General features: G+C 54.1%; 25 protein-coding genes. 11 read left to right on the top strand and 14 right to left on the bottom strand.

The annotated features are described in order from the left end of the window. The first annotated feature begins 114 nt into the window (after window positions 1-114). Window positions 115-1,308, top strand: a complete 1,194-nt coding sequence (locus ACR8BN_RS08690) for a multidrug effflux MFS transporter (RefSeq protein ID WP_434747537.1) — start codon at window positions 115-117, stop codon at window positions 1,306-1,308. Here ACR8BN_RS08690 and dadX read toward each other — a convergent pair. Continuing rightward, window positions 1,301-2,371 carry a catabolic alanine racemase DadX gene (gene dadX, locus ACR8BN_RS08685; RefSeq protein WP_069026358.1) on the bottom strand — a complete coding sequence of 357 codons (1,071 nt, stop codon included), beginning with the start codon at window positions 2,369-2,371 and terminating at the stop codon, window positions 1,301-1,303. The genes ACR8BN_RS08690 and dadX overlap by 8 nt on opposite strands. Window positions 2,372-2,390: 19 nt before the next feature. Then, window positions 2,391-3,692, bottom strand: coding sequence for a D-amino acid dehydrogenase (locus ACR8BN_RS08680; protein WP_434747536.1), 1,302 nt, complete (start codon window positions 3,690-3,692; stop codon window positions 2,391-2,393). Between the two features lie 504 nt (window positions 3,693-4,196). Here ACR8BN_RS08680 and ACR8BN_RS08675 point away from each other — a divergent pair. Next, a complete protein-coding gene (locus ACR8BN_RS08675) occupies window positions 4,197-5,732 on the top strand; it encodes a SpoVR family protein (protein ID WP_434747535.1) in 1,536 nt (511 codons plus the stop codon). A 40-nt stretch (window positions 5,733-5,772) separates the two neighbouring features. On the opposite strand, the gene fadR is transcribed toward ACR8BN_RS08675, so the two are convergent. Continuing rightward, a complete protein-coding gene (gene fadR, locus ACR8BN_RS08670; RefSeq protein WP_010670276.1) occupies window positions 5,773-6,492 on the bottom strand; it encodes a fatty acid metabolism transcriptional regulator FadR in 720 nt (239 codons plus the stop codon). A gap of 483 nt (window positions 6,493-6,975) precedes the next feature. Between fadR and dsbB the strand changes: the two genes are divergently transcribed. Next, window positions 6,976-7,506 carry a disulfide bond formation protein DsbB gene (gene dsbB, locus ACR8BN_RS08665; RefSeq protein ID WP_010260580.1) on the top strand — a complete coding sequence of 177 codons (531 nt, stop codon included), beginning with the start codon at window positions 6,976-6,978 and terminating at the stop codon, window positions 7,504-7,506. 444 nt (window positions 7,507-7,950) lie between these two features. On the opposite strand, the gene ACR8BN_RS08660 is transcribed toward dsbB, so the two are convergent. From ACR8BN_RS08660 to ACR8BN_RS08650, 3 genes are all read right to left on the bottom strand, one after another. Continuing rightward, window positions 7,951-8,397, bottom strand: coding sequence for a YcgN family cysteine cluster protein (locus ACR8BN_RS08660; protein WP_010260578.1), 447 nt, complete (start codon window positions 8,395-8,397; stop codon window positions 7,951-7,953). Window positions 8,398-8,462: 65 nt separating this feature from the next. Continuing rightward, window positions 8,463-9,122: a fumarylacetoacetate hydrolase family protein gene (locus tag ACR8BN_RS08655; protein WP_039390979.1), complete on the bottom strand. Its 660-nt coding sequence runs from the start codon at window positions 9,120-9,122 to the stop codon at window positions 8,463-8,465. Between the two features lie 316 nt (window positions 9,123-9,438). Continuing rightward, entirely contained in the window at window positions 9,439-9,714 is a 276-nt protein-coding gene (locus tag ACR8BN_RS08650; RefSeq protein WP_083067905.1) for a YcgL domain-containing protein, read from the bottom strand. 155 nt (window positions 9,715-9,869) lie between these two features. Here ACR8BN_RS08650 and minC point away from each other — a divergent pair, with 155 nt between their 5' ends. Genes minC through minE form a run of 3 tightly spaced genes read left to right on the top strand, consistent with a single transcriptional unit; the run spans window position 9,870 to window position 11,696 of the window. Further along, a complete protein-coding gene (gene minC, locus ACR8BN_RS08645) occupies window positions 9,870-10,577 on the top strand; it encodes a septum site-determining protein MinC (RefSeq protein WP_031592776.1) in 708 nt (235 codons plus the stop codon). A 33-nt stretch (window positions 10,578-10,610) separates the two neighbouring features. Continuing rightward, complete coding sequence (gene minD / locus ACR8BN_RS08640; protein ID WP_010260569.1) at window positions 10,611-11,423, top strand: septum site-determining protein MinD; 813 nt, start codon at window positions 10,611-10,613, stop codon at window positions 11,421-11,423. A gap of 3 nt (window positions 11,424-11,426) precedes the next feature. Then, the gene (minE, locus tag ACR8BN_RS08635) at window positions 11,427-11,696 is read left to right on the top strand and encodes a cell division topological specificity factor MinE (protein ID WP_008925314.1); all 270 of its coding nucleotides are present in this window, start codon (window positions 11,427-11,429) and stop codon (window positions 11,694-11,696) included. Window positions 11,697-11,749: 53 nt separating this feature from the next. Here minE and rnd read toward each other — a convergent pair whose 3' ends face one another. The 6 genes from rnd to ACR8BN_RS08605 form a co-directional block, all read right to left on the bottom strand. After that, the gene (rnd, locus tag ACR8BN_RS08630; protein ID WP_010670757.1) at window positions 11,750-12,871 is read right to left on the bottom strand and encodes a ribonuclease D; all 1,122 of its coding nucleotides are present in this window, start codon (window positions 12,869-12,871) and stop codon (window positions 11,750-11,752) included. 98 nt (window positions 12,872-12,969) lie between these two features. Next, on the bottom strand, window positions 12,970-14,646 hold the full coding sequence (gene fadD / locus ACR8BN_RS08625) for a long-chain-fatty-acid--CoA ligase FadD (protein ID WP_124890019.1): 1,677 nt from the start codon (window positions 14,644-14,646) through the stop codon (window positions 12,970-12,972). Window positions 14,647-14,854: 208 nt separating this feature from the next. Beyond that, window positions 14,855-15,451 carry a Slp family lipoprotein gene (locus tag ACR8BN_RS08620; RefSeq protein ID WP_031592781.1) on the bottom strand — a complete coding sequence of 199 codons (597 nt, stop codon included), beginning with the start codon at window positions 15,449-15,451 and terminating at the stop codon, window positions 14,855-14,857. A gap of 60 nt (window positions 15,452-15,511) precedes the next feature. Beyond that, complete coding sequence (gene tsaB / locus ACR8BN_RS08615) at window positions 15,512-16,210, bottom strand: tRNA (adenosine(37)-N6)-threonylcarbamoyltransferase complex dimerization subunit type 1 TsaB (RefSeq protein ID WP_434747534.1); 699 nt, start codon at window positions 16,208-16,210, stop codon at window positions 15,512-15,514. A gap of 44 nt (window positions 16,211-16,254) precedes the next feature. Next, a complete protein-coding gene (locus ACR8BN_RS08610; RefSeq protein WP_031592783.1) occupies window positions 16,255-18,171 on the bottom strand; it encodes an ATP-dependent DNA helicase in 1,917 nt (638 codons plus the stop codon). A gap of 241 nt (window positions 18,172-18,412) precedes the next feature. Then, complete coding sequence (locus ACR8BN_RS08605; RefSeq protein ID WP_115764976.1) at window positions 18,413-19,150, bottom strand: carbonic anhydrase; 738 nt, start codon at window positions 19,148-19,150, stop codon at window positions 18,413-18,415. A gap of 1,856 nt (window positions 19,151-21,006) precedes the next feature. Between ACR8BN_RS08605 and ACR8BN_RS08600 the strand changes: the two genes are divergently transcribed. Further along, window positions 21,007-21,681, top strand: coding sequence for an ATP-dependent Clp protease proteolytic subunit (locus ACR8BN_RS08600; protein WP_137227720.1), 675 nt, complete (start codon window positions 21,007-21,009; stop codon window positions 21,679-21,681). A 383-nt stretch (window positions 21,682-22,064) separates the two neighbouring features. Here the strand turns inward: ACR8BN_RS08600 and ACR8BN_RS08595 are convergent, their stop codons facing one another. After that, entirely contained in the window at window positions 22,065-22,232 is a 168-nt protein-coding gene (locus ACR8BN_RS08595) for a hypothetical protein (protein WP_191938676.1), read from the bottom strand. 373 nt (window positions 22,233-22,605) lie between these two features. Here ACR8BN_RS08595 and ACR8BN_RS08590 point away from each other — a divergent pair, with 373 nt between their 5' ends. Together ACR8BN_RS08590 and ACR8BN_RS08585 are read left to right on the top strand one after the other, a co-directional pair. Continuing rightward, window positions 22,606-22,965, top strand: coding sequence for a hypothetical protein (locus ACR8BN_RS08590; protein WP_069026363.1), 360 nt, complete (start codon window positions 22,606-22,608; stop codon window positions 22,963-22,965). Window positions 22,966-23,032: 67 nt separating this feature from the next. Next, window positions 23,033-23,377: a RidA family protein gene (locus ACR8BN_RS08585; protein WP_003852699.1), complete on the top strand. Its 345-nt coding sequence runs from the start codon at window positions 23,033-23,035 to the stop codon at window positions 23,375-23,377. 12 nt (window positions 23,378-23,389) lie between these two features. On the opposite strand, the gene ACR8BN_RS08580 is transcribed toward ACR8BN_RS08585, so the two are convergent. Next, window positions 23,390-23,584 (bottom strand): YoaH family protein, encoded by a 195-nt coding sequence (locus ACR8BN_RS08580; protein ID WP_010260545.1) that lies wholly within the window; start codon window positions 23,582-23,584, stop codon window positions 23,390-23,392. Window positions 23,585-23,694: 110 nt separating this feature from the next. Between ACR8BN_RS08580 and pabB the strand changes: the two genes are divergently transcribed. Together pabB and ACR8BN_RS08570 are read left to right on the top strand one after the other, a co-directional pair. Next, window positions 23,695-25,074: an aminodeoxychorismate synthase component 1 gene (pabB, locus tag ACR8BN_RS08575; RefSeq protein ID WP_434747533.1), complete on the top strand. Its 1,380-nt coding sequence runs from the start codon at window positions 23,695-23,697 to the stop codon at window positions 25,072-25,074. Further along, window positions 25,058-25,621 carry a CoA pyrophosphatase gene (locus tag ACR8BN_RS08570; RefSeq protein WP_022625545.1) on the top strand — a complete coding sequence of 188 codons (564 nt, stop codon included), beginning with the start codon at window positions 25,058-25,060 and terminating at the stop codon, window positions 25,619-25,621. The genes pabB and ACR8BN_RS08570 overlap by 17 nt, the downstream gene beginning before the upstream one ends. The last annotated feature ends 52 nt before the right edge of the window (window positions 25,622-25,673 follow it).

Below are 25,673 nucleotides of genomic sequence, written 5' to 3'. Positions count from 1 at the left end.
ATGCCTGTTTACAGCAGGCATCGCACTTTCCGCACGACTTCCTCTATCTTTTTTGCCGCTGAATCATTACCCTCTGCGATCGTTTTTTAACAGAACGCTTACCCTCTGGTTGTTATGCAAAAATTTACTCTGCTGTTATTAAGCCTGGTGCTGCTGGCACCCTTAGGCATCGATCTCTATTTGCCCACGCTGCCACAAATCGCAGAAGGGCTGGATACGCCGGTTAATCTGGTGCAGACCACCATTCCCCTGTTTCTGCTGGTCATGGGGCTGGGACAACTGGTGACCGGCCCGCTGGTGGACAACTATGGCCGTAAGCCGATTGCCCTGCTGGGCCTGGCGCTTTACATCACGGGGAGTGCCATCGCCGCCACCGCCACCTCATTCCCGCTGTTCGTCCTTGCCCGCCTGGTGCAGGGCTGTGGCGTCTGCTGCAGCGCGGTCGTGGCCTTTAGCGGCGTGCGTGACCGCCTGAGCGGTGATGATGCCGCCCGTGCGTATGGCTTCCTGAATGGCGCATTAAACATCGTTCCGGCTCTGGCTCCGCTGCTGGGCGGTTTGCTGGCCAGCGCCTTTGACTGGCGCGCGCCCTTCTGGTTTCTCTGCGCCTACGGCGTGCTGATTACGCTGCTGGTGATTATCTGGCTGCCAGAGACGCGTCCGGCGGATACCCTGCGGGTGAAAGGATTACCGATTAAACAGTATGTCGCGATCCTGCGTCAGCCGCGCTTTCTGGCGTTCACGTTCGCCAATGCCGGTGCGCTGGGCATGGTGCTGACCTATGTGTCGCTGGCACCGCAGGTATTAATGACCGAAGGCGGGCTGACGCCAATCCAGTTCTCTTTTGCTTTTGGCGCCAACGGTTTCTGGATCATGTTTGTCAGCATGTTCGTCAATAAAGCGATTCGCAAAGCGGGTCGCCCTTTCTGCCTGGCGATGGGATTCTTCACTATGCTGCTGGGCGCGGTGCTGCTGGTAGCGGGGATGCAGATCTTCCCGACGGAGATGCAGACGCACTGGGCGCTTTACATGTTCCCGGTGGCCGTTTCAGTTGCCGGGCTGGCCTTTACGGTGGGACCGGCCACCAGCTATGCGCTGGAACCCTATCAGCAACAGGCGGGCGTGGCGTCCGCCTTGCAGGGATTTATTCAGATGGCCGGTGGCGCGTCAGGCAGTCTTGTCATTGTGGCGCTGCCGGTGGCGGAGAAGCTGTCGCTGAGTCTGATGATGCTGCTGGGTGCAGCGCTGGCCTTTATCGCCTGGCGCTGCAGCAGAAAGATGCGCGGCAGCCTGACCGCGCTTAAATAACCGTGACCGGAACGCGGGGTGCGAGCGCGCACATCAGCTCGTACCCTACCGTTCCGGCCGCTTTTGCCACCTGATCGATTTTTACCTGCTCTCCCCACAGTTCCACGGCTGAGCCAATACCGGCCTGGGGACAGGGGGTTAAATCCACGGTGATCATATCCATCGAAACCGCGCCAACCACCTGAGTCATCACGCCATCGACACAGACGGGCGTACCCGTCGGGGCATGCCGTGGATAGCCATCCGCGTAGCCACAGGCCACCACGCCAATCCGCTGCGCCGTGCTGGCGTGATAGCGGTAGCCGTAGCCCACTCCATCGCCCGGCTGTAGCTGCTGGACCGCAATAATCTCACTGCTTAAGGTCATCACTGGTTTCAGGCCACTGCCTGCAATGTCCTGCCAGTCACCGCTGGGCGACGCGCCATACAGAATGATGCCGGGGCGGACCCAGTCAAAGTGTGCTTCAGGATGCCACAGGGTGCAGGCGGAGTTGGAGAGCGATCGCGGACAGTTCAGCCCCTCAGCCGCCTGCTCTACGCGCTGCATTGGCGCAATCAGACCCTGCGGATTTTCCGCATCGGCAAAATGGGCCATCAGCGTCATCTCACCTACCGTACTGAGCGCCCGCAGCTTTTGCCATGCGCCGTTGACCTGTTCCGGGCGAAAACCCAGTCGGTTCATCCCGCTGTTCATTTTGAGATAGATATCCACCGGTGCTGCGAGTCTGGCACTGGCCAGCGCGTTGATTTGCCAGTTACTGTGTACGCTGGTGGTGAGACGATAACGGTCAATCAACTGCAGATCCTCTGGCTGGAAGAAACCCTCCAGCAGCAGAATCGGTTTTTTCCAGCCCTGCTCGCGCAGCTGGATCGCCTCTTCCATATTAAGAAGCGCGAAGCCGTCGGTGGCAGATAACGCCTCGCGCACGCGCTCAATGCCATGGCCATAAGCATTAGCTTTCACCACTGACCAGACGCGGGAGGCGGGTGCCGCCTGGCGAACAACAGTCAGGTTATGACGTAACGCCTGCTGGTTGATGGTAGCGACAATCGGACGTGACATCCTCTCTCTCCCTGAATACTTAACGAGTTGCGTTGGCGTTACGCAGCGGCGATGAGGTCGCCGCGAAACCGGGTAAGTAGCGGAACACCGCTAAGTCATCCGCCGCAATGGCCGGCTTTTTACCGGAGAGGAGATCGGCCAGCAACTGACCAGAACCACACGCCATCGTCCAGCCCAGCGTACCGTGACCGGTATTGAGCCAGAGATTAGAGATGGGTGTGGCACCCACAATCGGCGTACCGTCTGGCGTCATCGGACGCAGACCGGTCCAGAAACTCGCCTGCGCGAGATGACCGCCTTCAGGATAGAGATCACTGACCACCATCTCCAGCGTTTCCCGCCGCGCTTCGGTGAGTTTGGTGTTAAAACCAACAATTTCCGCCATCCCGCCGACACGAATACGATTGTCAAACCGGGTCACCGCCACTTTGTAGGTCTCATCCAGGATAGTTGAAACCGGTGCGGCGTCAGGATTTTTAATCGGAATAGTGAGTGAATAGCCTTTCAGTGGATAGACCGGAATATCGATGACATTTTTCAACAGCGCGGTCGAGTAGGAACCAAAGGCCACCACATAGTGGTCTGCCTTGATAATTTCATCGCCGCACTTCACGCCATAGATGCGATTGCCATCGCGCAGCAGGTGGTCGACCGGAGTGTTAAAGCGGAAGACTACGCCCGCCTCTTCGGCCATTTTTGCCAGCCGCTGAGTAAAGAGCTGACAGTCGCCGGTTTCATCGTTGGGCAGGCGTAATCCGCCGGTGAGTTTATGCTGAGTTGCCGCCAGTGCCGGTTCAACGCGAGACAGTTCATGCGCCTGCAGCAGCTCATAGGGCACACCCGCGTCGCGCAGCACCGCAATATCTTTGCTGGCGCTGTCGAACTGCTGCTGAGTACGGAACAGTTGTAGCGTACCGCCCTGACGGCCCTCATAGGCGATGCCGGTTTCACTGCGCAACGCTTTCAGACAGTCACGACTATATTCGGCAATCCGCACCATGCGGCTTTTGTTCTGCTGATAGTGATTGATGTCGCAGTTGCGCAGCATGTGCCACATCCACTCCAGTTGAAAACTACTGCCATCCAGCCGGATAGCCAGCGGCGCGTGGCGCTGAAACATCCACTTCACCGCTTTCAATGGCACGCCGGGCGCAGCCCAGGGTGCGGCATAACCCGGTGAGATCTGACCGGCATTCCCCGCACTGGTCTCCATCGCTGCGGCGGGCTGTCGATCAATGACCGTCACCTGATGTCCGGCACGCGCCAGATACCAGGCACTCGCCACCCCGACCACACCACTTCCAAGAATTACAACGTGCATAGCTCCCCCACCCGACCTGTAAAAGCATAATTCACTGTTCAACTGATGATAGTCAGCGGATTTACATAGCGGACACCACCACAGAATTTCACCATCCATTTCACATCTTTTTTACTTTTCAGGTAACTAAAATCTTGTCGCGCGGCCAATTTCAGCGCTTTATGCGTCTTAATCCTTAAACACAGAAATAAATGACAACGAAGGCAGTTAAATCTGCCTGTTGCAGGAGATTCATTCAACCCCATACATTCCGCTTATAAACAGGATTAGATTTCGATATTTATAATACAGTCAGAATTAAAGGCTGCTAAATCCCCTGCCACACGACTCTTAATGATTTTGTGCCAAAGAATTCGTTTGAGTTCGCATTTCGGATAAGCGACAGTGGACTATCATTGTTGTGTTCGCTCAGTTTTTTTCGGGTTCCCTTTTTCAGGATGAAGCCTTAAATAACCAGAACGGGTTGTCTTTCGGGTCAGCCGGTTTGCAAAAAAGAGGTGCGCTATGACGACAATCTTTGACGAAGCCATCAGAGACAGCAAACGACTCAATGACGGACCAGACTGGACATTCGAACTGCTTGATGTCTACTTAGCCGAGATCGACCGGGTTGCTAAACTCTACCGGCTTGATACCTACCCGCACCAAATCGAAGTGATTACCTCTGAACAGATGATGGACGCCTACTCCAGCGTCGGCATGCCAATCAACTATTCACACTGGTCATTCGGCAAAAAGTTTATCGAGACCGAGCAGCGCTATAAGCATGGTCAGCAGGGTCTGGCCTATGAGATTGTCATCAACTCTAATCCCTGCATCGCCTACCTGATGGAAGAGAACACCATGACCATGCAGGCGCTGGTGATGGCGCATGCCTGCTATGGCCACAACTCTTTCTTTAAAAATAACTATCTGTTCCGCAGCTGGACGGATGCCGGGTCGATTGTCGATTACCTCTTGTTCGCTAAAAACTATATCAGTGACTGCGAAGAGCGCTATGGCGTCGAAGAGGTAGAGCGGCTGCTCGACTCCTGCCATGCCTTAATGAATTATGGCGTCGATCGCTATAAGCGCCCGCAGAAGATCTCTCTGCAGGAGGAGAAGGCGCGGCAGAAAAGCCGTGAGGAGTATCTGCAAAGTCAGGTGAACACCCTGTGGCGAACGCTGCCACGGCGAGAGAAAGAGACTGTGACCTTTGAAGCCGCGCGCTACCCCTCTGAGCCGCAGGAAAACCTGCTCTATTTTATGGAGAAAAACGCCCCGCTGCTGGAGTCATGGCAGCGTGAGATCCTGCGCATTGTGCGCAAGGTGAGCCAGTATTTCTATCCGCAGAAACAGACCCAGGTGATGAATGAAGGCTGGGCGACATTCTGGCACTACACCATCCTCAATCACCTCTATGATGAAGGCAAAGTGTCGGAACGCTTTATGATGGAGTTCCTGCACAGCCACACCAACGTCGTGTTTCAGCCGCCCTATAACAGTCAGTGGTATAACGGCATCAACCCCTATGCCTTAGGGTTCGCGATGATGCAGGATATCAAACGTATCTGTCAGTCGCCGACCGAAGAGGATCGCTACTGGTTCCCGGATATCGCCGGTTCCGACTGGCTGGAAACGCTGCATTTTGCGATGCGCGAGTTCAAGGATGAGAGTTTTATCAGCCAGTTCCTGTCGCCGAAGGTCATGCGAGATTTCCGTCTGTTTACCGTACTGGATGATGACCGCAACAACTATCTCGAAATTGCCGCGATCCACGATGAAGCGGGCTACCGGGCGATTCGCCAGCAGCTCTCCGCGCAGTACAACCTGAGTAATCTCGAACCGAATATTCAGGTCTATAACGTCGATCTGCGCGGTGACCGTTCGCTGACCCTGCGCTATGTGCCGCAGAGCCGCACGCCGCTGGATACGAGCCGTCGCGAGGTGCTGAAGCATGTGCATCGTCTGTGGGGATTTGATGTGATTCTGGAACAGCAGAACGAGGATGGCAGCGTAGAGTTGCTGGATCGTAATCCACCACGCGGTTCGTCACTCTGATGGGTTAAAACAAAAAACCGGACGCGATGTCCGGTTTTTTTTAACGCTTACTGCCGAGATCGTCGGGCAAATTCTTCTGCATACTGTGCCAGATTTCACCGCTGCGGCGGCCATAGTTGCGCACCACGTCCACAATCTCATCCTGTCCGGGCTCTTTGTCGCACAGTTCCAGCAGTTTGAGATAGAAATCGCGCGCGACCTGCCGGGCTTCCGGATTAGAGAAGTAGTGGCGGCCAACGCGGGTATAGAGCCCTTTCAGGCCATTCAGGATCAGACCGTAAATCGGGTTACCTGACGCAAACGCCAGACCGCGGAACACCCGGTAGTCGAGTTCGGTATAGGCATCAGCCTGATCGGCAGCCGCACTGACGGTTTCCAGCACTTCGCGTGCTTTGTCCGGATGATGGCGCAGCGCACGGCTGATAAAGATCGATGAAATGTTGCTGCGTACCGACAGCAGGTTGTCGATCAGCACCGGAACGCTGTCGTGATCGAGACGGGCCAGCGTTTCCAGAATATTCAGCCCGGACGTCTCCCAGAAATCGTTCACCCGCGTCGGTTTACCGTGCTGAATAGTCAGCCAGCCATCGCGCGCCAGGCGCTGCAGCACTTCACGCAAGGTGGTGCGCGTCACCCCAATCAATTCAGAAAGCTCACGCTCAGCAGGAAGAATCGACCCTGGCGGAAAGCGACTGTTCCAGATGCTTTCAATAATATACTCTTCAGCAAATCCCGCTGGACTCTGAGCCTTTATAACCATAGCAATGTGTTCTCGTTGCTTTTCTAATCATGATGGGCACTCATCATACCAGACGCCCTATAGCGGATATAGCCTGAGTAATCATTAAAACCGGGCGCAGGCGCATATTTCAGCATGGCTGACCGCAGTATCAGCGGCTTCGGGATCACGGGCGGACTGAATGGCTTTCTGCGCTGAAATGGCGCGTGCCACAGCACCGCTGAGTGTCAGCGTTCAGGCGCCCTGAAAGCACAGAACGCTGGCAGCATATAACCGCGCCTGCCGTTTCGCCTCCTGACCGCATGCGATCGTCTCTGTCGCCGCTGCGGATCTCCCCGCGCTTCACTGACGGTCGTTCTGCAGATAAGGTCCGGCTTATCCTCATTTAACCTGCTCTGGATCAGAATCAGGTCATGTTTGCACACGATTTTTCCCTGCCCCTGGCTGGTTTGCAAACGCTTTTGGTTTACACTGCGTGGCATTAACGTTTACAGGGAATGCAATATGTTGCGATATCTGAATCAATGCTCACGTGGTCGCGGAGCCTGGTTACTACTGGCACTGACTGCACTTGCACTGGAATTAACAGCACTCTTTTTTCAGCACGTAATGGGCCTGAAGCCCTGCGTGATGTGTATTTATGAGCGCAATGCGCTGTTTGGTGTGCTGGGCGCGGGTCTGGTCGGTGCGATTGCGCCGAAATCGCCGTTGCGTCTGGCGGCGCTGGCGTTGTGGATCTACAGTGCCTGGGAAGGTCTGCGTCTCTCTTATGAACATACCATGATTCAGCTGCACCCTAACCCCTTCACCACCTGTGATTTTGCTGCGCGATTCCCCAGCGGCTTACCGCTGGATAAGTGGCTGCCGTCGGTGTTTCTTGCCAGCGGTGACTGTGCAGAACGCAGCTGGACTTTCCTGACGCTCAGCATGCCGCAGTGGATGATTGTGGTGTTCGCCGGTTATCTGCTGGTCGCGGCGCTGGTGCTGATAGCCCAGCCGCTGAAACCTAAACGTCGCGATCTCTTTGGTCGCTGAGATCAAAAAAGGCTGCCACTGGCATAATGCCAGTCAGTGATAACGCAGTCTGGTGCCGGGCCTGCTCTGAAACTTCAGTGTGTATTGTCAGAAAGGGCACGAGAGTGAAGGCCTGTGCGCCTCTGCTGCTGAAAGGGCTATCCGCAGCGCTGAGGCGTGACGGTGGGCCAGAAGTCCACGCCGGGAAGCGTGGACAGTTCGGGGCCGGCCAGGGAGGGCCGATCCCCGAACGGTTCGTCGGCACGACGTCAAAGCCGAAGGTACCGCGTGAGCGGCGCGAGGACGGCCCGGCAGCAGCAGAGGTGCGCTGGCCCGCAATGCAGCTCGCTCGCCCGGAAAAAAAGCTGCCACGTTTGACCGTGACAGCCTTTACAAATCTCATCTTAACTGACCAGCATTATGCCACTGGCAGCCTTTTTTCTGTTCCGATTGATAGCGCGGCACTCAGCCGTTGCGATCGGGGCGATCAATGATGTGATCTTCCCAGTCCCGCACTTCACTCTCACGCACCGCAATATACCGCACCGAAATACGCTGCGCATGCATCGCTGTTTTCGAACCGGCCCGCAGCGGATGCCATACGGGTAAATCTTTGCCCTCACCCAGCAGCCGGTAAGCGCAGGTGCGCGGCAGCCAGTTGAAGGTCGTCAGATTTTCGCGCGTTAACTTGATGCAATCCTCTTCAAGCTCGAAGCGGCGCTCATAGTTACGGCACTGGCAGGTTTTAATATTGAGCTGATCACAGGCGACATTGGTGAAGTAGATCTCATCGGTGTCGGCGTCCTGCAATTTGTTCAGGCAACACTGTCCACAACCATCACACAAGGATTCCCATTCCTCATCGCTCATTTGTGCCAGGCGTTTTTGTTGCCAGAAAGGGGTGTCAGTCATGATGATTTGTCCGGATTGTGCCTAAACCGCACCTTATAAAGCCTATGCGGCGGTGATGCAAGTTTTTAGAGTACGCGCGTGCTGATGCCATGACCCGCCAGTGAAACTTCCAGCTGGTCACCCGAGCGCATCGGGCCTACCCCTTCTGGCGTACCGGTCAGAATCACATCGCCTGCCCGCAGGGTAAAGTAGTGGCTCATATGGGCAATCAGCGGCAGGATTTTATGAATCATATCCGCGGTGTTGCCCTGCTGACGTACCTCACCGTTCACCAGCAATTTAAGCTCGACGTTTTGCGGATCGCCACTGAATTCCGTCACCGGGATAAAACCGGAGACAGGACAGGCATTATCAAAGCTTTTGGATTTTTCCCACGGCTGGCCCGCTTTTTTCAGCCCGGCCTGCAGGTCACGCAGTGTCAGATCCAGCGCCACGCCATAACCTGCAATCGCTTTAGCCACATGCGCATCGGTCGCCTGCTTCAGTGTCGCGCCGATCAGCACCGCCAGTTCAACTTCATGATGGACCTCGCCGAACGCGTCGGGAATAGAGAGCGGCTGACGTAAATCACACAGCGCCGTTTCCGGCTTGATAAAGATCACCGGCTCGGTAGGGGTTGCGCTGCCCATCTCTTTAATGTGCTTTGCATAATTACTCCCGACGCAAACCACTTTGCTGACCGGAAAATCTAACAGAGCGCCTTGCCAGTTACGATGCTGATACATGCTCATCCCCTGTTCAGGTTAGGTGTGATGCCAGCGCTGCTGGCGGGTTGATGTTTGCTCATGCGTTGATCGAAATGCCAACCTCATAGCGTGATAATAAGATCCTTTTAACGGTCCGGGGTGCGTAATTTGTCAGAAAGCGTAAATGCAGGCGTTGAAGTGCTGAATAATCGTACAAATCAGGAGAAAAAATTGAGCAGGGAATTTAAAAAGGGGTCAAACAGATAAGCTGCGCCGTTAATTTTGCGCAGCATCAGAGCAATATTATCCTGCCTGGATCGCACCGACAGGATTTATATTTACAGAAGAATCCGAGTTAATGTTTTTTATCGGCCTGTAAATGAATGTTGAGGAGACTTTCAATCGGCGGAGGGAGCTGTAAATAATAGCCCTGCTCGCTCAATCCCTGCTTAACTTTATTGATATCCGCATTAGCCAGCCTGTCCCGCCCCGCCAGCTTAAGCACCATCGCCAGCTGCGGCTTGCCAAAGCCTTTCAGCAATTCTTCCGGAACGCGCGAGAAATCGTCCTTTTTTTCAACATAGAGATAAGTCTGGTCACGTAACGGGCTTCTGTAGATCACACAAAACATATTTTTTACTCGAATTAACCGGCGTTGAGGCTTGTCTGAATATAGCTGTAACTATAACATGCTTGCAGAACTTCGAATATTCACCGTTAGCGCTTCAACGATGATTTTATCATCGCCAGGCTTTCGGTAGTGAAAACAGGACTGAGTCGGGACAGATGTCGCAAACGCCAATCGAATTCAAAGGTAGCAGTTTCACCCTGTCTGTCGTCCATTTGCATCACCATGACCCTGCGGTGATTCGCAAGGCACTCCAGGACAAGATTGACCAGGCTCCAGATTTCCTGAAAAACGCGCCTGTGGTACTTAACGTCTCGACATTAAGTGCCGATGTAAACTGGAAACAGTTGCAACAGGCGGTTCTCGCCACCGGTTTACGCATTGTCGGCGTAAGCGGCTGCAAAGATGAAGCGCTGAAACGTATGATCGCCCGGGCCGGCCTGCCCGTGCTGGCAGAAGGTAAAGAGGCCAGACCGCAAGCCGCCGCGCCGCAGCCGATACCAGAACCGCTGCCGGCTGTAACCGAAACGGTAGCAACGAAAACCCGCATCGTGAACACTCCGGTGCGCTCGGGCCAGCAGATTTATGCGCGTGACGCCGATTTGATCATCACCAGCAGCGTCAGCGCCGGCGCCGAACTGGTCGCCGATGGCAATATTCACATTTACGGCATGATGCGCGGTCGCGCCCTGGCGGGTGCCAGCGGTGACCGCAACTGCCAGATTTTCTGTACCAACCTGGCTGCCGAGCTGGTCTCGATTGCCGGAGAGTACTGGATCATGGATCAGATCCCGCAAGAATTTTTTGGTAAAGCTGCGCGTCTGTGCCTGCAGGATGGCGCGCTGACTATCCAGACACTTAATTAGGCCCCTTTTCTTTTGTTAAGGAAATCAACATTTATGGCACGCATTATTGTAGTTACATCCGGTAAAGGGGGCGTTGGTAAGACCACGTCAAGCGCGGCCATCGCCACCGGTTTAGCGCAGAAAGGCAAAAAGACAGTTGTGATCGATTTTGATATCGGTCTGCGTAACCTGGATTTGATCATGGGCTGTGAGCGCCGTGTGGTCTACGACTTCGTTAATGTGATCCAGGGCGATGCCACACTGAACCAGGCGCTGATTCGCGACAAACGCACAGAGCAGCTCTACATTCTGCCTGCGTCACAGACCCGTGATAAAGATGCGCTGACCCGTGAGGGTGTTGAAAAAGTTCTGAACGATTTGGCTAAGATGGAGTTCGATTTCATCGTCTGTGACTCACCGGCAGGGATTGAAACGGGCGCACTGATGGCGCTCTACTTTGCCGATGAAGCCATTATTACCACCAACCCGGAAGTCTCTTCTGTCCGCGACTCCGACCGCATCCTCGGCATCATCTCATCCAAATCCCGTCGCGCTGAAAACAGTCAGGACCCGGTGAAGGAGCATCTGCTGCTGACCCGCTATAACCCTGGCCGGGTGAACCGTGGCGATATGCTGAGCATGGAAGATGTGCTGGAGATCCTGCGCATTCCTCTGGTCGGCGTGATCCCTGAAGATCAATCGGTGTTACGTGCCTCTAACCAGGGCGAACCGGTGATTCTTGACGGCGAATCTGATGCTGGCAAAGCCTATGCCGATACCGTTGAACGGTTGCTCGGTGAAGTACGCCCCTTCCGCTTTATCGAAGAAGAGAAGAAGGGTTTCCTGAAACGCCTGTTCGGGGGATAAACCATGGCATTACTTGATTTCTTTTTATCCCGGAAGAAGAACACTGCCAACATAGCCAAGGAAAGGCTGCAGATTATCGTGGCAGAACGGAGAAGGGGCGACAGTGAGCCCCACTATCTTCCGCAACTTAAGCGCGACATTCTGGAAGTGATTTGCAGATATGTGAAGATCGATCCAGAAATGGTAACGGTTCAGCTCGACCAGAAAGGTGATGATATCTCGATTCTGGAGCTGAACGTGACGCTGCCGGAAACGGATGAAGTGACTAAATGACGCTGACCGTTTGCTGAATTTCCCCTGCGCTCTGGCAGGGGAAATTTAACCGGTTAACAACCCGCCAGAATTTCCTCAATGCCGGGTTTCAGCAGTTCGCCCCGCCATCCGGTAAGTAACTCCGGCTGACGTCCCTGCGGCTTCAGGCCCCAGTGCTGACTTAATACCTGATTAATCTGACGTCGTGACGCCAGTAGCTCCTGACTGAATCCACTCTGCTCGCTCACCTGCTGCACCAGCGCTTTCATCGCTTTAAATACTGGCTTGTAGTGCGGATGGTCAATCAGATTGCCCAGCGGAGCCGGTAGTTCGCTCTCATCCAGCGCCTCAGCTTCTGCCACCAGCGCCACCAGCGCTTTGCCGTGGAAACGAATCTCGTGGCCTGACAGCCCCAGATGATCCAGCTCGCCCAGTGAGCCTGGCATAAAGCGCGCTACTTTCCACAGGTGCTCTTCGCGCACCACAAAGTTAACGGCCATATCTTTTTCACGCGCCAGCTTCAGACGCCAGGCTGCCAGTCGCTGCAACGCCGCCAGTTGACGCGGACGCAACTGCCAGGCATTGGTAATATCCCGCCAGGCTTCATCCGGCGACAGGCTATCCAGACGACGCTGACACAGGTTATCGCACTCACTGAGGGCCGCCGCCATATTGCCGGCCTCTTCCGTATTGATCATCAGCTGACGGGCAATCGGCAGCAGATAGTGAACGTCCGCCGCCGCATACTCGCACTGACGCTGGGTCAGAGGGCGCGCCAGCCAGTCCGTGCGTGATTCACTTTTATCGAGTTCGACCTGAGTGAAATGTGCCACCATTGAGGCAAAACCCCAGGAGAGCGGCTGGCCAGAGAATGCCGCCAGAATCTGGGTATCGATCATGGGCGTCGGCAGCACGCCGAAACGGTGCAGGAAGACTTCCAGATCTTCACCACCGGCATGCAGGAATTTGGTGACGCTGGTGTCGGTCAGCAAGGCAATAAAGGGTGACCAGTCACGGATATTCAGCGGGTCAATCAGCACCAGTTGCTGATCGTCGAACAGCTGGATCAGGCCAAGCTGAGGGTAGTAAGTGCGGGTGCGGACAAATTCGGTATCCAGGGCCACCGCCGCGTGCTGGCGCGCTTTCTGACACACGTCTGCCAGTTGATCATCCTGGTCGATAAGGGAATAGTTCACGTCTGATTTCCACCGCAGCCAACAACGCGCGGCGCTCCATGTTAAAAACAATAAAAACGCCGGACATGCCGGCGTTCAACCTCAATTTCTGCCCGGATTCAGCTCGCGCCGGGTTTCGCCTCGTCGCGCAGCTCACGCCGCAGGATCTTGCCGACATTGGTTTTAGGCAACTCATCACGAAACTCAATGATTTTCGGCACCTTGTAACCGGTGAGCTGACGGCGACAGTGATCGAGCACCTCTTCTTTGGTCAGCGACGCATCTTTTTTCACGATGCAGACTTTTACCGCTTCGCCAGAAAGATCGCTGGGGACACCGATAGCCGCGGCTTCACGCACTTTAGGATGCTGCATCAGCACGTCTTCGATTTCATTCGGATAGACATTAAAACCTGATACCAGAATCATATCTTTTTTACGGTCAACGATGCGAATAAAGCCTTCCTGGTCAACGGTAACAATATCACCGCTGTGGAGCCAGCCATTTTTCAGCACTTCCGCTGTCGCTTCCGGATGCTGCCAGTAGCCCAGCATCACCTGCGGGCCGCTGATGCAAAGTTCGCCCGGTTCACCCGGAGCGACTTCATTGCCGTCGTCATCCAGAATAAGCACATCTGTCGAGGGCACCGGCAGACCGATACTGCCGGTATGGCAGCTGATGTCATAGGGATTGACTGACACCAGCGGAGAACACTCTGTCAGGCCATAGCCTTCCAGCAGATAGTGTCCGGTCAGTTTTTCCCAGCGCTCGGCCACCACTTTCTGCACCGCCATTCCGCCACCGGCGGAAAGACGCAGCGTTGAAAAATCGAGTTTATTGAACTGCTCATCGTTGAGTAGCGCGTTAAACAGCGTGTTCACGCCGGTAATGGCGGTAAACGGAAATTTCCCCAGCTCTTTAACAAAGCCGGGGATATCGCGCGGATTGGTGATCAACAGATTCTGACCGCCCAGCTCCAGGAACAGCAGGCCATTCACCGTTAAGGCGAAAATGTGATAAAGCGGCAGCGCGGTAACGACACACTCTTTACCGTCGCGCAGCACTTTGCCGTAGGTCGCGCGGGTCTGTTCAAGATTCGCCTGCATGTTGCGATGGGTCAGCATCGCCCCTTTGGCTACGCCAGTGGTGCCACCGGTATATTGCAGGAAGGCGAGATCGTCATTGGAGACCGTCGGGCGTTGATAATTGAGCGTTTCGCCGACTTCCAGTACGTGGCGAAATGAGATAGCCCCCGGCAGATGGTATTTGGGCACCAGCTTCTTCACATACTTAACGACAAAGTTAACCAGCGTCGCTTTTATCGGCGCCAGCTGATCGCCCATCCGGGTCAGGATGACGTGCCGCACAGCAGTTTTCGCCACCACTTTTTCCAGCGTGTGCGCAAAATTCGAGACAATGACAATCGCACTGGCCCCACTGTCATTGAGCTGATGCTGCAGCTCGCGCGGCGTATAGAGCGGATTGACATTGACCACCACCATACCCGCACGCAGCACACCAAACAGGGCCACCGGATACTGCAGTAAATTAGGCATCATCAGCGCCACCCGGTCACCCGCTTTCAGGCCCAGCTGTTGCTGAAGATAGGCGGCAAAAGCGCGGCTCTTCTCTTCCAGCTGACGATAACTCATCTTCTGACCCATGTTCAGGAACGCGGGTTGATCGGCGTAGCGTTTTGCGGCCTGCTCAAACAGATCCACCAGCGAGGTGTAACGATCTGCACTTATTTCGGCAGGCACATCTGCCGGGTAGCGTTTCAGCCAAACCTTATTCAAGGATCCACCCCGATAATTATGTTGTATTTCCATCGCTGCCTCAGCCAATCTGGTTTGTTAACAATATTTTAACTGATTGTACCAGTTTGCCTGTTTTGGCATGTTGAGGTTGCGAAGTGCATCACTAAATTTCGTGCTGATAAAACAGGCAAATAAAAAGCCCGGCAGCGAGCACCGCGACCGGGCTGATAATTAAATGTTTTTTCACTTACTCGGTCAGAATGGTCTGCACCTCTGCCGGCCCACTGTTCATCATTCCCCAGTAGGGATTCGGGCCCCAGTATCCGCCGCGATGGCGGGTCGGACCATACCAGATCCAGGGATCCATCGGCTGGGGTGGTGCTGTCACCTGCTGGGTAAGTCGCCAGCGCTGATAACCGCGCACATCGATGACCGCAAATTTGTAATCCGCTTCGCCAATTTTGCCCTGCTCCGTCCCCTTCAGGGTACCCAGCACCGTCACATACTGATTTCTGACATCCACCGGATCAACAAACCCGCGGATATCGGCATAAATCCGGCCGACCGAGGCCGCACCCAGACGCGGTCTGGCGCTATCATCCAGCGGCTGTGCAGCAATCTCAAGCCGGGTTTTGCCGTTCAGGTTAGTGACATTCACTACCTTGCCGCCAAAGCGCGATTCCTGCCCGACAAAGAGCGAAGGATCGCTCATGACCCGCAACAGATCCTGCTGCGGCTGAGGTGAGCTGCCCTGCAGCGTGTCAGGAATTGAGACACAACCGGTTAACGCCAGCACACAGGTCAGCAACAGACCTGAAAGCCCTTTACCACACATTGACGACATAGACGTTCTCCCGTTAGGTAAAGAGTTAGACTGGACGCATAACAATAAGTTGCGTGCATTTTACCGGCCAGGTAATTTTTTCCAGGCGACTTCATTACGCAGATAAGTGGGCTCCGCCGTTTCCGGCAGCAGCGTCTTCCCCTGCGCCAGCGCAAGGGTCGCCAGCGGCAGCATATCTTCTGCAGCAGGCAGCGTAACGTCACTGGCGTTCAGGGTTAGCTCGTGTCCCTGCTGCAGGTCAGGATAAGCCTGCCAGCCGGTGCCTGCGATCATCCATTCGCCGGAGAGCGCCTGCATCCGTGCCAGTGCCGCTTCGGGCGACAGCACGCTTTCGCTGGCCTCACCCTGCCAGGCACCCTGTTCATCACGTTGATATTCGGCCCAGTAGACCTCGCCCATCCGCGCATCAATAGCGGTTAATACGCGGGTAGCACCGTGCAGACGCCATGCGCCTTCCGCCAGCGTTGCCAGCGTGGAAACTGCGATCATTGGCAGTGAAGCGCCCAGTGCCAGGCCCTGCGCAATGCCAATGCCAATCCGCACGCCGGTGAAACTGCCAGGGCCGCGACCAAAGGCGAGCGCGTCCAGATCGGTCAGTTCCAGCTGCTGTGCCAGCAGTAGCTCTTCGATCAGCGGTAAAATACGCTGGGTATGATCGCGCGGGGCAATTTCGAATCGGGCATCAATCTGTTGCTGATTCAGCAAGGCGGCTGAACAGGCTTCTGTCGCCGTATCCAGCGCTAAAATTCGGGCTGACATGACTACCTCAGAAGAAAGAAAACGGCGCGCATCTTAGCATAAAATTACGCGTCTGGTTCGGGTTGCTGGCGGATAAAGGCGATGGCGCGGGCAATGTCCCGGGTGCGCGGCGTCGGCGGCAGGCTATTGAGAAACAGCGCGCCATAAGGACGTGAAACCAGACGCTGATCGCAAATGACCAGTACGCCACGATCGTCGGTATCGCGGATTAAACGTCCCACGCCCTGCTTCAGGGTGATCACCGCATCCGGCAGCTGCACATCCGTAAAGGGATCGCCGCCACGAATCCGGCAATCTTCCATTCTGGCTTTCAACAGCGGATCTTCCGGTGAGGTGAACGGCAGTTTATCGATGATCACCAGCGACAGCGCATCACCCCGCACATCCACGCCTTCCCAGAAACTGCTGGTCGCCACCAGCAGGGCATTGCCCTTGTCGATGAACTGCTTCAGCAACTGACCCTTGCTGGTTTCACCCTGCACCAGCACGGGTAGCGTCATAGAGGCGCGAAATTCCGCGGCCAGCTCACGCATCATCAGGTGCGATGTGCACAGAAAGAAGCAGCGGCCTTTATTAGCATCAATCAGCGGCTTCATCATGGCGGCCAGCTGGCGTGCACCACCCGGACGGTTAGGCTCAGGCAGATTGCGCGGTACGCAGAGCAGAGCCTGCTTCGCAAAGTCGAACGGGCTGTTCAGAATCAGGCTTTTTGCTGCATTCACACCCAGCCGTTCGGCGAAGTGTGCCATTTTCTCATCCACCGCCAGGGTGGCTGAGGTGAAGATCCAGGCAGCCTTACGATTGTCCATCACTTCACGGAAGCGTTCTGCCACCGAGAGCGGCGTCAGCGCCAGAATAAAGTGACGTGAGGTACATTCATACCAGTAGCTGTAGCCCGGTTCGTTAATCGCCCGCAGCCGTTTTAACCGGCCACGGTAGAGCGCGGCCCGCTCGAAGGCAGCATCCAGCAGGGCTGAACGGCCCAGTGAGAGTTTGATAACGTCGTAACAGAGTTCAAGCGCATCATCCAGCAGCGTAAACATCCGCAGGATGTTGTTATCGCTCAGCAGTTCACGCAGGTTACCGCGATAGCCGGGATCGCCTAATGACAAGCGAAAATCCTGCGCGCACTGCGCCAGGCGGTCAGCGGATTTCTGCAACTGCTGGGCATCACGCACTTCGGTGCGGTAGGCGGTAATAATATCTTTGGCGAGATCGAGTAACTGGCGGCTGGAGAGCTGCTGACCAAAATACTGACTGGCAATATCGGGCAGCTGATGGGCTTCATCGAAGATCATCACATCAGCTTCGGGAATAAGTTCGCCAAAGCCGCCCTCTTTCACCACCAGGTCGGCAAGAAAGAGATGGTGGTTCACGACCACCACATCGGCGTCCATAGCGCGTTTACGCGCCCTGACCACAAAACACTCTTTATAGCGCGGGCAGTCAGTGCCTAGGCAGTTATCGTTGGTGCTGGTGACCAGCGGCCAGACCGGGCTGTCTTCGGTCACGCCCGCACAGCTGCTGATGTCGCCATCTTCCGTCTGCGATGACCAGCTGCGCAGCGTCACCAGATCGGTCAGCCCCTGCGCGGTGAGATCGCCGCCCGCCATCGATTGCTGTTCCATGCGTTCCAGGCAAAGGTAGTTGGAGCGCCCTTTCAGCAAGGCCGTTTTACCTTTGAAATCCAGCGCCTTGATCATCGTGGGCAGATCGCGACCATAGAGCTGATCCTGCAGCGCCTTGGATCCGGTGGAGACAATCACTTTTTTACCGGCCCGCAAAGCGGGAGCCAGGTAGGCATAGGTTTTTCCGGTGCCGGTACCGGCCTCGACCACCAGTTCACCCTGCTGTTTTACGGCTTCAGATACCGCCTGCGCCATCTCACGCTGTGCTTCACGCGGCTTAAAGCCTGCGATCGCCAGCGCCAGCGCGCCATCCACTGCAAAATCGTCTGCCACATACCCTCACTAAGAACGGCAAAAACACTGTAATTATGTCAGTATTGGATCAACAAAGCAAAATTGATAATTATCAATAGCTTGTCTATTTTTTTCCGTTGGGAGTGTGGCAGCCAGTGGCACAGGATCGCGTCTGAAAGATGAGAAAAAGGCGGCACGGGGCCGCCTGAAGAGAAGCGCTCGCCGCACCGGGATGCCTGATGGAGAGTCGCACCGCGAGAGGAAGCAGAAATCGCTGTAACTACTCTACAATCATGCGCCCATTGAGATGCTGCAACGGACGATTGTTGGTGGTTTTCAACGCCTGTTTAAAGGCGTCGAGCTGCGCCTGAGAGAGCGTAACCGGCTGTTTCATCACCAGCCAGCGGATCCCTTCGCTGCAGGGCGGCGTCGTCAGGGAGCCGCTGAAACGATAATAGTGCAGATCTTCCGGGAAGAGATCGCGTAAATTTACCTGGCGATTAATGGTTACCTGCTGGTTTTCCTTTTTCGGCATAGCGTCGATCAAGGGTGCCAGCGCCGGGTTCTCTTTACCGACCTCAAACATCACCGCGACCACGGCCAGATCGCCATCTTCTTTGCTGTGTACAAAGTGGGCTTCAAGGGGAAAGGTGTGCCCATTGATCTGGTTCTCACTCGGCGTATGGAAGTGATACTGACGCAGCGTGAACTTTTCACTATCCAGTACAAAATCATCTTCTTCATCAACGGTCACCTGAATCGTGTGGCCATTGTTGATCACCTTCTCAGCCGACGTATGGTAGGCCAGATCGAGTGCCTGTAAATGTCCCTCAATCGGATCTTTAATATTGATTGGCGACTGGGACTTACCTTCGTGACAGATGTGGAAGTCACTGGTCAGTTCGCTCCAGTGTTCCGGGCCAGCTTTGCCTTCGTACGTCCAGTGCGGTTCCGCCGCGCCGGCTACGTTAAGGGTAGAAAGCGCCACAATCAGACTTAACATTTTTGGTAATTTCATTTTTATCCCTGCTTAATAAGCTTATTTACGGCAGGGATACTATTCCGCTCACTGCGGCGTCAGCAAGGTGACTAAATGCGTTAAATCAAAATCAGAACGAATAAAGAGTTTATAATTACAATCAATGTTAATTTAATTAACAAACATCACCATGTGACGTTTTTAAGCACTTCAGGCAAGGGTGGATATCAATCTCTCTGAATAAAAAGAGTTTCATTTGCTGTATTTATCAGTTTGACTGTCGAAACGAGCCGGGAGGGAAATTTTGCACTAAATTCAGGCGACGTAAGAAACCGCAAAACTGCACGCAGGCGGTTTTGCGGTGCAACGCGATAACGCGTCATAAAAGATTATGCAGGTGACGCTAGACATCCTTTTCTAATGGTTCCTCTTCTTCATCTTCCTCCTCATCTTCAGGATAAATCTCAGCGTCATCGGGCAGCGGCTCATCGTAATCAGGGCGTTCAGACATAATTTCCTCCGGTGTCAGATAGCAATTTTGCTATGCCCTTTGAGTGTAGCTTACTCCTGCCATCTGTTTGGTAAGGCTCGCAAAAGATATCAGAAATGCGGGCGCTACCGCAGACTCTGCTTCGCCACTGCGTGAAACAGCCTTGCGTCACAGTCAGTGCTGATAACGTACCGGTTAATCGGATGCCTGTTCGCCTCCCCCAACCGCGTTATCATTGACGTCAGTCTGATAGCGGGTTTAATAATTCACCGCTTAAAAACCTCTATTTTCAAAAAACCTCTTACTTGGTTAATGAATAAAACGCCGGAACTTAACTGCCTATAATACAGGAACACGAAAAGGTAATGATGCGATTCAAAGCATAATTATGCACAAAGAGAGGTAACATTAAATAAAAACTCAACAGGAGTAGCATTAAACATCGTTGTGTTGTTATAAGAAAAAATCCCTGATATAAAAGAGGCAGAATTTAAACGTAACCTTTGAGCATTAGCGGATTGAATATTTCCCCCGATGCAGCCAGGCTGACTTAACAGATGGTAGAGAGGTAATTAAAAATTCAGGAGTTCTGTTATCTCTCACAGGCAATAAAACTTGTCGCCGGATGAGTCACATCACAATAGAAACCATGCCCCACAGCATCCGTCCTCTTTAAAAGGCCGTTTAAGACTCTCTCGCTAAAGATATCCGTTAATGTAAATGAAGTGGGGCTTTATATTATAAGTTAAGTGGGATGTAATCTGGCTGTTGCTACCCTGTTGCATCTATCCGTCAAAATGGACACCATTACCTCAACAAGGAGAAATATCATTGTTCCCTAAATTACCCCGTTATAGCTTAGTGATTCTGACGCTGAGCGGTTGCGTGACCAACGATGAGGTCAAACTCAACCCAGTTGGTCAACATAGCGAACCTGTCATGCCGCATATAAACCAGGGGATCAGCCCTGCACAGCGGCGCGCGATTATGTCCGGCGAACAACCAGACTGGTCTGACGTTTATCCTCAGCGAATCAATAAAAACTCGTCAGCTGTCAGAAAATGATCTGCACGTCGTAGCAGTTAACGTCGTTATTCCAACACTCACATAGCGTAAAAAACACTGTGGAAAATAATCAGCACGTCGATGATGTCTCCCTATGGGATTGGATTGTCACATTAATTTTAACCGGCATACCCGTATTAAATCTTTTCATGCTGCTTTACTGGTCCTTAAACCGAAGGACTAAACGTTCAAAGAAAAACTACGCCAGAGCGAGTTTATTATTGATATTCATCGTACTCATCTTCTATATCATCACCCTGGAAGTTACAACGGGCTACTTTCTTTTCAAACATTACTGATCCTTAAACTGACAGCGTCATACCCTTAAATGGAGTTTTTTATGGTGCGTTATTTCACTTTTCTATTATTGGGCGTCATTTCGGCTTGCTGCTTAGCAAAAACGTCAGTGGTGATAAATAACACTCTGAAAGCGCAAGAGATAAAATCGGCAAAAATTGTTTACATTGGCGAGGTCAATGGCACTAAAGTGGCAGAATTGATGGCAGGCATCGATGATATTAATGCAAGTTACCCTGCTGTAAAAGAAATATCGCTTTATATAAACAGCTTTGGCGGCGACATGGAAGCTGGCTATATGGGCGGCCAGGCCGTCAGGGGGTCAAGGATTCCGATAAAAACCATCAATGCCGCAATGACGGGTTCGGCGGCTACCCTGATTTATTGCTCAGGGGCGCAAAGGGAAACATTACCCAGCGCAACGTTTTTAATCCACCCTGCAGCGAGTCAAAACATTCAGAGCAACTATCTGAAAAAAAATGAAGTCATTTTACTCAGCAGAGATATCGATAATGTCAGTAAAATATTCAGGGACACCTATGCATCCTGTTTCAAAGATGACGGGAAAGAGATAGATAAGGCCTTATTCAGTGAAGACAACCGTATTTACCTGCGTTTTCCAGAATCTGTAAAACAGGGTATTGCACAAAAACGTGTTGAAGGAATCGCACCCGCTGATGTCGCTTATTACATTTTCACTTCAGAGGCCAGCGGCTAGCAAAAATAGCGTTAATTATGCCTGCGGGACGAGTGCCTTTTTATCAGATATTCGCCGCCTGGACAGATGGGCGTGCTGGCGGGGAGACATATCGAGCCGTTAGCGGGTAATCCAGAGAAGAACATAACGCAGACGACGTTCAGATGGGGCGCCGCAGGCTCTCACCATCAATATCACGGCGGATTTTCGCAGGAAGCGCTACCCTTGCATGGTGAGTTTTTTGAGCAGCAATAGCAGGGTTGATTCAACACTGGCCAGATAAAAAGCGGCAAATAAAGCAGGCCGCTCAGCCAGATACGGCTCATTCTGGTACAGGGCGTTTATCTGTTTCTGGCTGGTGACCTGATATCACGATTATTGGCGACGCTGCTGTTGCGACCTGCTTATAAGCGGACGTACAACGCACCCGCCAGCATAACGATGAACAGAATAGTGAAGGTAATAAAGCCTTGCTTACTGCCACGGGACAATCCAACAAATGCCGAAACCACAATAAACAGCAGCGTCAGTGCGCCGACCATCACCCAAAAAAGATACTGCGTATTCGCCATGCCTGAATCCTCATCCGTAGCGCGATTTATCTGCTGTTTTATAACATTTTTATGCCGCGCGTGCCCTCACTTCTCCCGCTCTTTCTACGCTTCATGCTGTTTTAGCGCAGCAGGGTTGCAACAGTGACAACGTCCGCGGCTCATTATCATGATGCAGTCAGTGTGATGCAGTTAGCAAATGCAGAGGAACGCAGTTAGCAAATGCAGAGGAACGCAGCGAGGAAATAAACACGCGGATTATAATGATTAAATCAGCTTACCGTTGGGATGTGGCACCCGTAGGCTGACGTGCTGAGACTGGTTTAACATTGTCGTTCAGGCGGTGTTAAACAGATGGCCTTAACCCGACTGCCTGACTCAGGCGGAGGAATGTATGAACTATTTCCGCATCGGCTCTCTGGCTGGCGTGCTGCTGCTCTGCGGCTGCCAGGCACCCACGCCTGATCAGGCTCGTCAGCAGCAGCCTGTTTTTCAGGGTCAAAGCACCCGCACCGTCCCTCAGCTCAGCGACTGTATTTATCGCGGCTGGTCCACCACCAGCGTCATTGCCAGAGATAACACCACTCACACCCAGCCCAACGGCAGCGAGATCAGCGTTTTCACCTGGGAAGATTCGATTTTTGCGGATGTGTCGCCCCGCCGAAAAGGGTCTGATGTGAAATATTTCACGACTTTCCGGATGGCGCCTCAGGTGATGGCGGACAGACAGGCGATTGTTGAGCGCTGCCTGTAAGGCGTAAGGGGTGACAGCGATGTCAGGATTGTGCCAGGCTAATGCGCAATTAACCAGGGAGAAACCGATGAGTATTACCCGCATTGACCCGGAACACCGTATGTCCGAAGCCGTGATCCACAACGACACAATCTATTACACCAGTGTGCCTGAGAATCTGGATGCCGACGCAGAAGCGCAGACAGCCAATGCGCTGGCAGTAATTGATGCGATTCTGACACGGCTCGGTAGCGATAAAAGCAAAATCCTTGATGCGACGCTGTTTCTGGTGGATAAGGCCGATTTCCCTGCGATGAACCGCGCATGGGACGCATGGGTCTCTCCAGGTAATGCGCCGGTGCGCTGCACGGTACAGGCCGGGCTGTTGAATCCGAAGTACAAAATCGAAATTAAAATTATCGCTGCACGTTAAAAACGCCGGGCGTTATTCCTCTTCGTTTTCTTCATCTTCGTCTTCGAATAGCGCCCGAATCCGTTCGCCCTTGAAATTTTGTCGGATCTCCTGCGCCACCTGGGTGATCGCTTCACCGCTCGACAAACCTCCCGCCATCAATTCCTGAATACGTTCGACGGCCTGCTGCTGCTGCTCATGAGAGAGAGCCGGTATTCCTATAAACATGTTTCACTCCTGCGTTGGGGCAGACAGTATCCCACGCGGAACTAACAGGTGCCAGTCAGGAAAAAATATGGCAGTCTGACCGCCTCTTTGCTCTCTGATTTCTCTGCCCGATGATTGTTGAAACCCTCAGTCTTGATTATACCCCGGATTCGCTGACTCAGCGTTTTGCCCCGATTGCCCATCTGCCCTGGGCGATGCTGCTCTCCTCCGCGCAGGCGAACCACAGCGATAACCGCTTTGATATTCTGACCGCCGATCCCCGCGCCACCCTGGTGACCCGCGGTGCGATGACTACCGTCAGCGACCCGACCGGCACGACCGAATCGACCGCCGATCCCCTGCTGCTGGTGCAGCAGCAGTGTGATGCGCTGGGCGTGACGCCGGCTGCCAGCGATGCCCTGCCGTTTCAGGGCGGTGCGCTGGGCCTGTTTGGTTATGATCTGGGCCGCCGGTTTGAGACGCTGCCTCAGCAGGCCGCGGCCGATCTCACTACGCCTGACATGGCGGTGGGTATCTATGACTGGGCATTGATTGCCGATCATCATCAGCAGACCCTGACGCTGGTGGCGTTAAAGAGCGCGGAAGAACGCGCCGCCTGGCTGGCGCAATGGCCTGCGCGCGAGGCCGTGCCCTTTTCACTGACCAGCCGCTGGCGCTCCAACCTGAGCTATGCAGATTACGCTGCGCGTTTTGCGGCGGTTCAGGCCTATATTCAGGCGGGTGACTGTTATCAGGTTAATCTGGCGCAGCGTTTTCAGGCCAGTTACCAGGGTGATGAGTGGCAGGCGTTCAGTATACTCAACGCTGCTAACCGCGCGCCGTTCAGCGCTTTTCTGCGTCTGCCGGAAAGCGCAATCCTCAGCCTGTCACCGGAGCGCTTTCTGGCGCTAAATAATAAACAGATCGAAACCCGACCGATCAAAGGTACCCGGCCACGCTGTGACGATCCGATTGCAGATGCTCAACAGGCTGAGTCGCTGCGCCATGCGGAAAAAGATCGGGCCGAAAACCTGATGATTGTCGATTTGCTGCGCAACGATATTGGCCGCGTGGCGTTACCCGGCTCGGTCACGGTGCCGCAACTGTTTGTGGTTGAACCCTTCCCCGCCGTGCACCACCTGGTGAGCACGGTGCGGGCGCAGCTACCTGACACCCTGCAGGCCACCGATCTGCTGCGCGCCTGTTTTCCGGGCGGCTCGATTACCGGTGCGCCCAAGATTCGGGCGATGGAGATTATTGATGAACTGGAGCCGCAGCGGCGCAATGCCTGGTGCGGCAGCATCGGTTATCTCAGCCTGTGTGGCCGGATGGATACCAGCATCACCATTCGCACGCTGATCGCTGAAGGTCAGCAGCTCTACTGTGCGGCGGGCGGCGGGCTTGTCGCAGACAGCGATCCCGAAGCGGAGTATCAGGAAACACTCGACAAAGTCAGCCGGATCTTACCGGCACTGGAACAAACCGGAGGTTCAGTTGGCCCTGACGCTTGATGATTTCCGCAGCCGTTTTCTGTTGCAGCAGCCTGCCCGCAGCACACAATTGCTATCCGGGCGCCATGCGGCGGTGCTGGTGCCGATTGTGGCACGGCCTGAACCCGGTCTGTTGCTGACGCAGCGCTCACACGCCCTGCGCAAACATGCAGGACAGGTCGCTTTTCCCGGCGGGATGCAGGATGATACTGACGCATCGCTCATCGCCACAGCACTGCGTGAAGCACAGGAGGAGGTTGGCATTGAGCCGCATCAGGTCGAGGTATTAGGCGCACTGCCCGCCGTAACCAGCAGCACCGGCTTTCAGGTGACGCCGGTACTGGGGATCATTCCGGCCGATCTGCGGTTAACGATTAATCCGGATGAGGTGAGCAGCGCCTTTGAGATGCCGCTGGCCGAGGCTTTGCAGCTCAGCCGCTACAGCGCGCTGGAGGTGCATCGGGCTGGCGTTCGCCACCCGGTCTGGCTGTCGCGCTATCAGGATTATCTGGTGTGGGGCATGACCGCGGGTATTATCCGATCACTGAGTGCTCAGATCGCATTCTGAGACCTTTCTCGTTTTTTCCTCTCTCCGGCCCGTCAGGTTACTGGCGCGCTAC

This window comes from Pantoea sp. Lu_F5_004 (assembly GCF_051136245.1).
GTDB lineage: Bacteria > Pseudomonadota > Gammaproteobacteria > Enterobacterales > Enterobacteriaceae > Pantoea > Pantoea agglomerans.
This window is presented reverse-complemented; position numbering and strand designations above follow the sequence as displayed.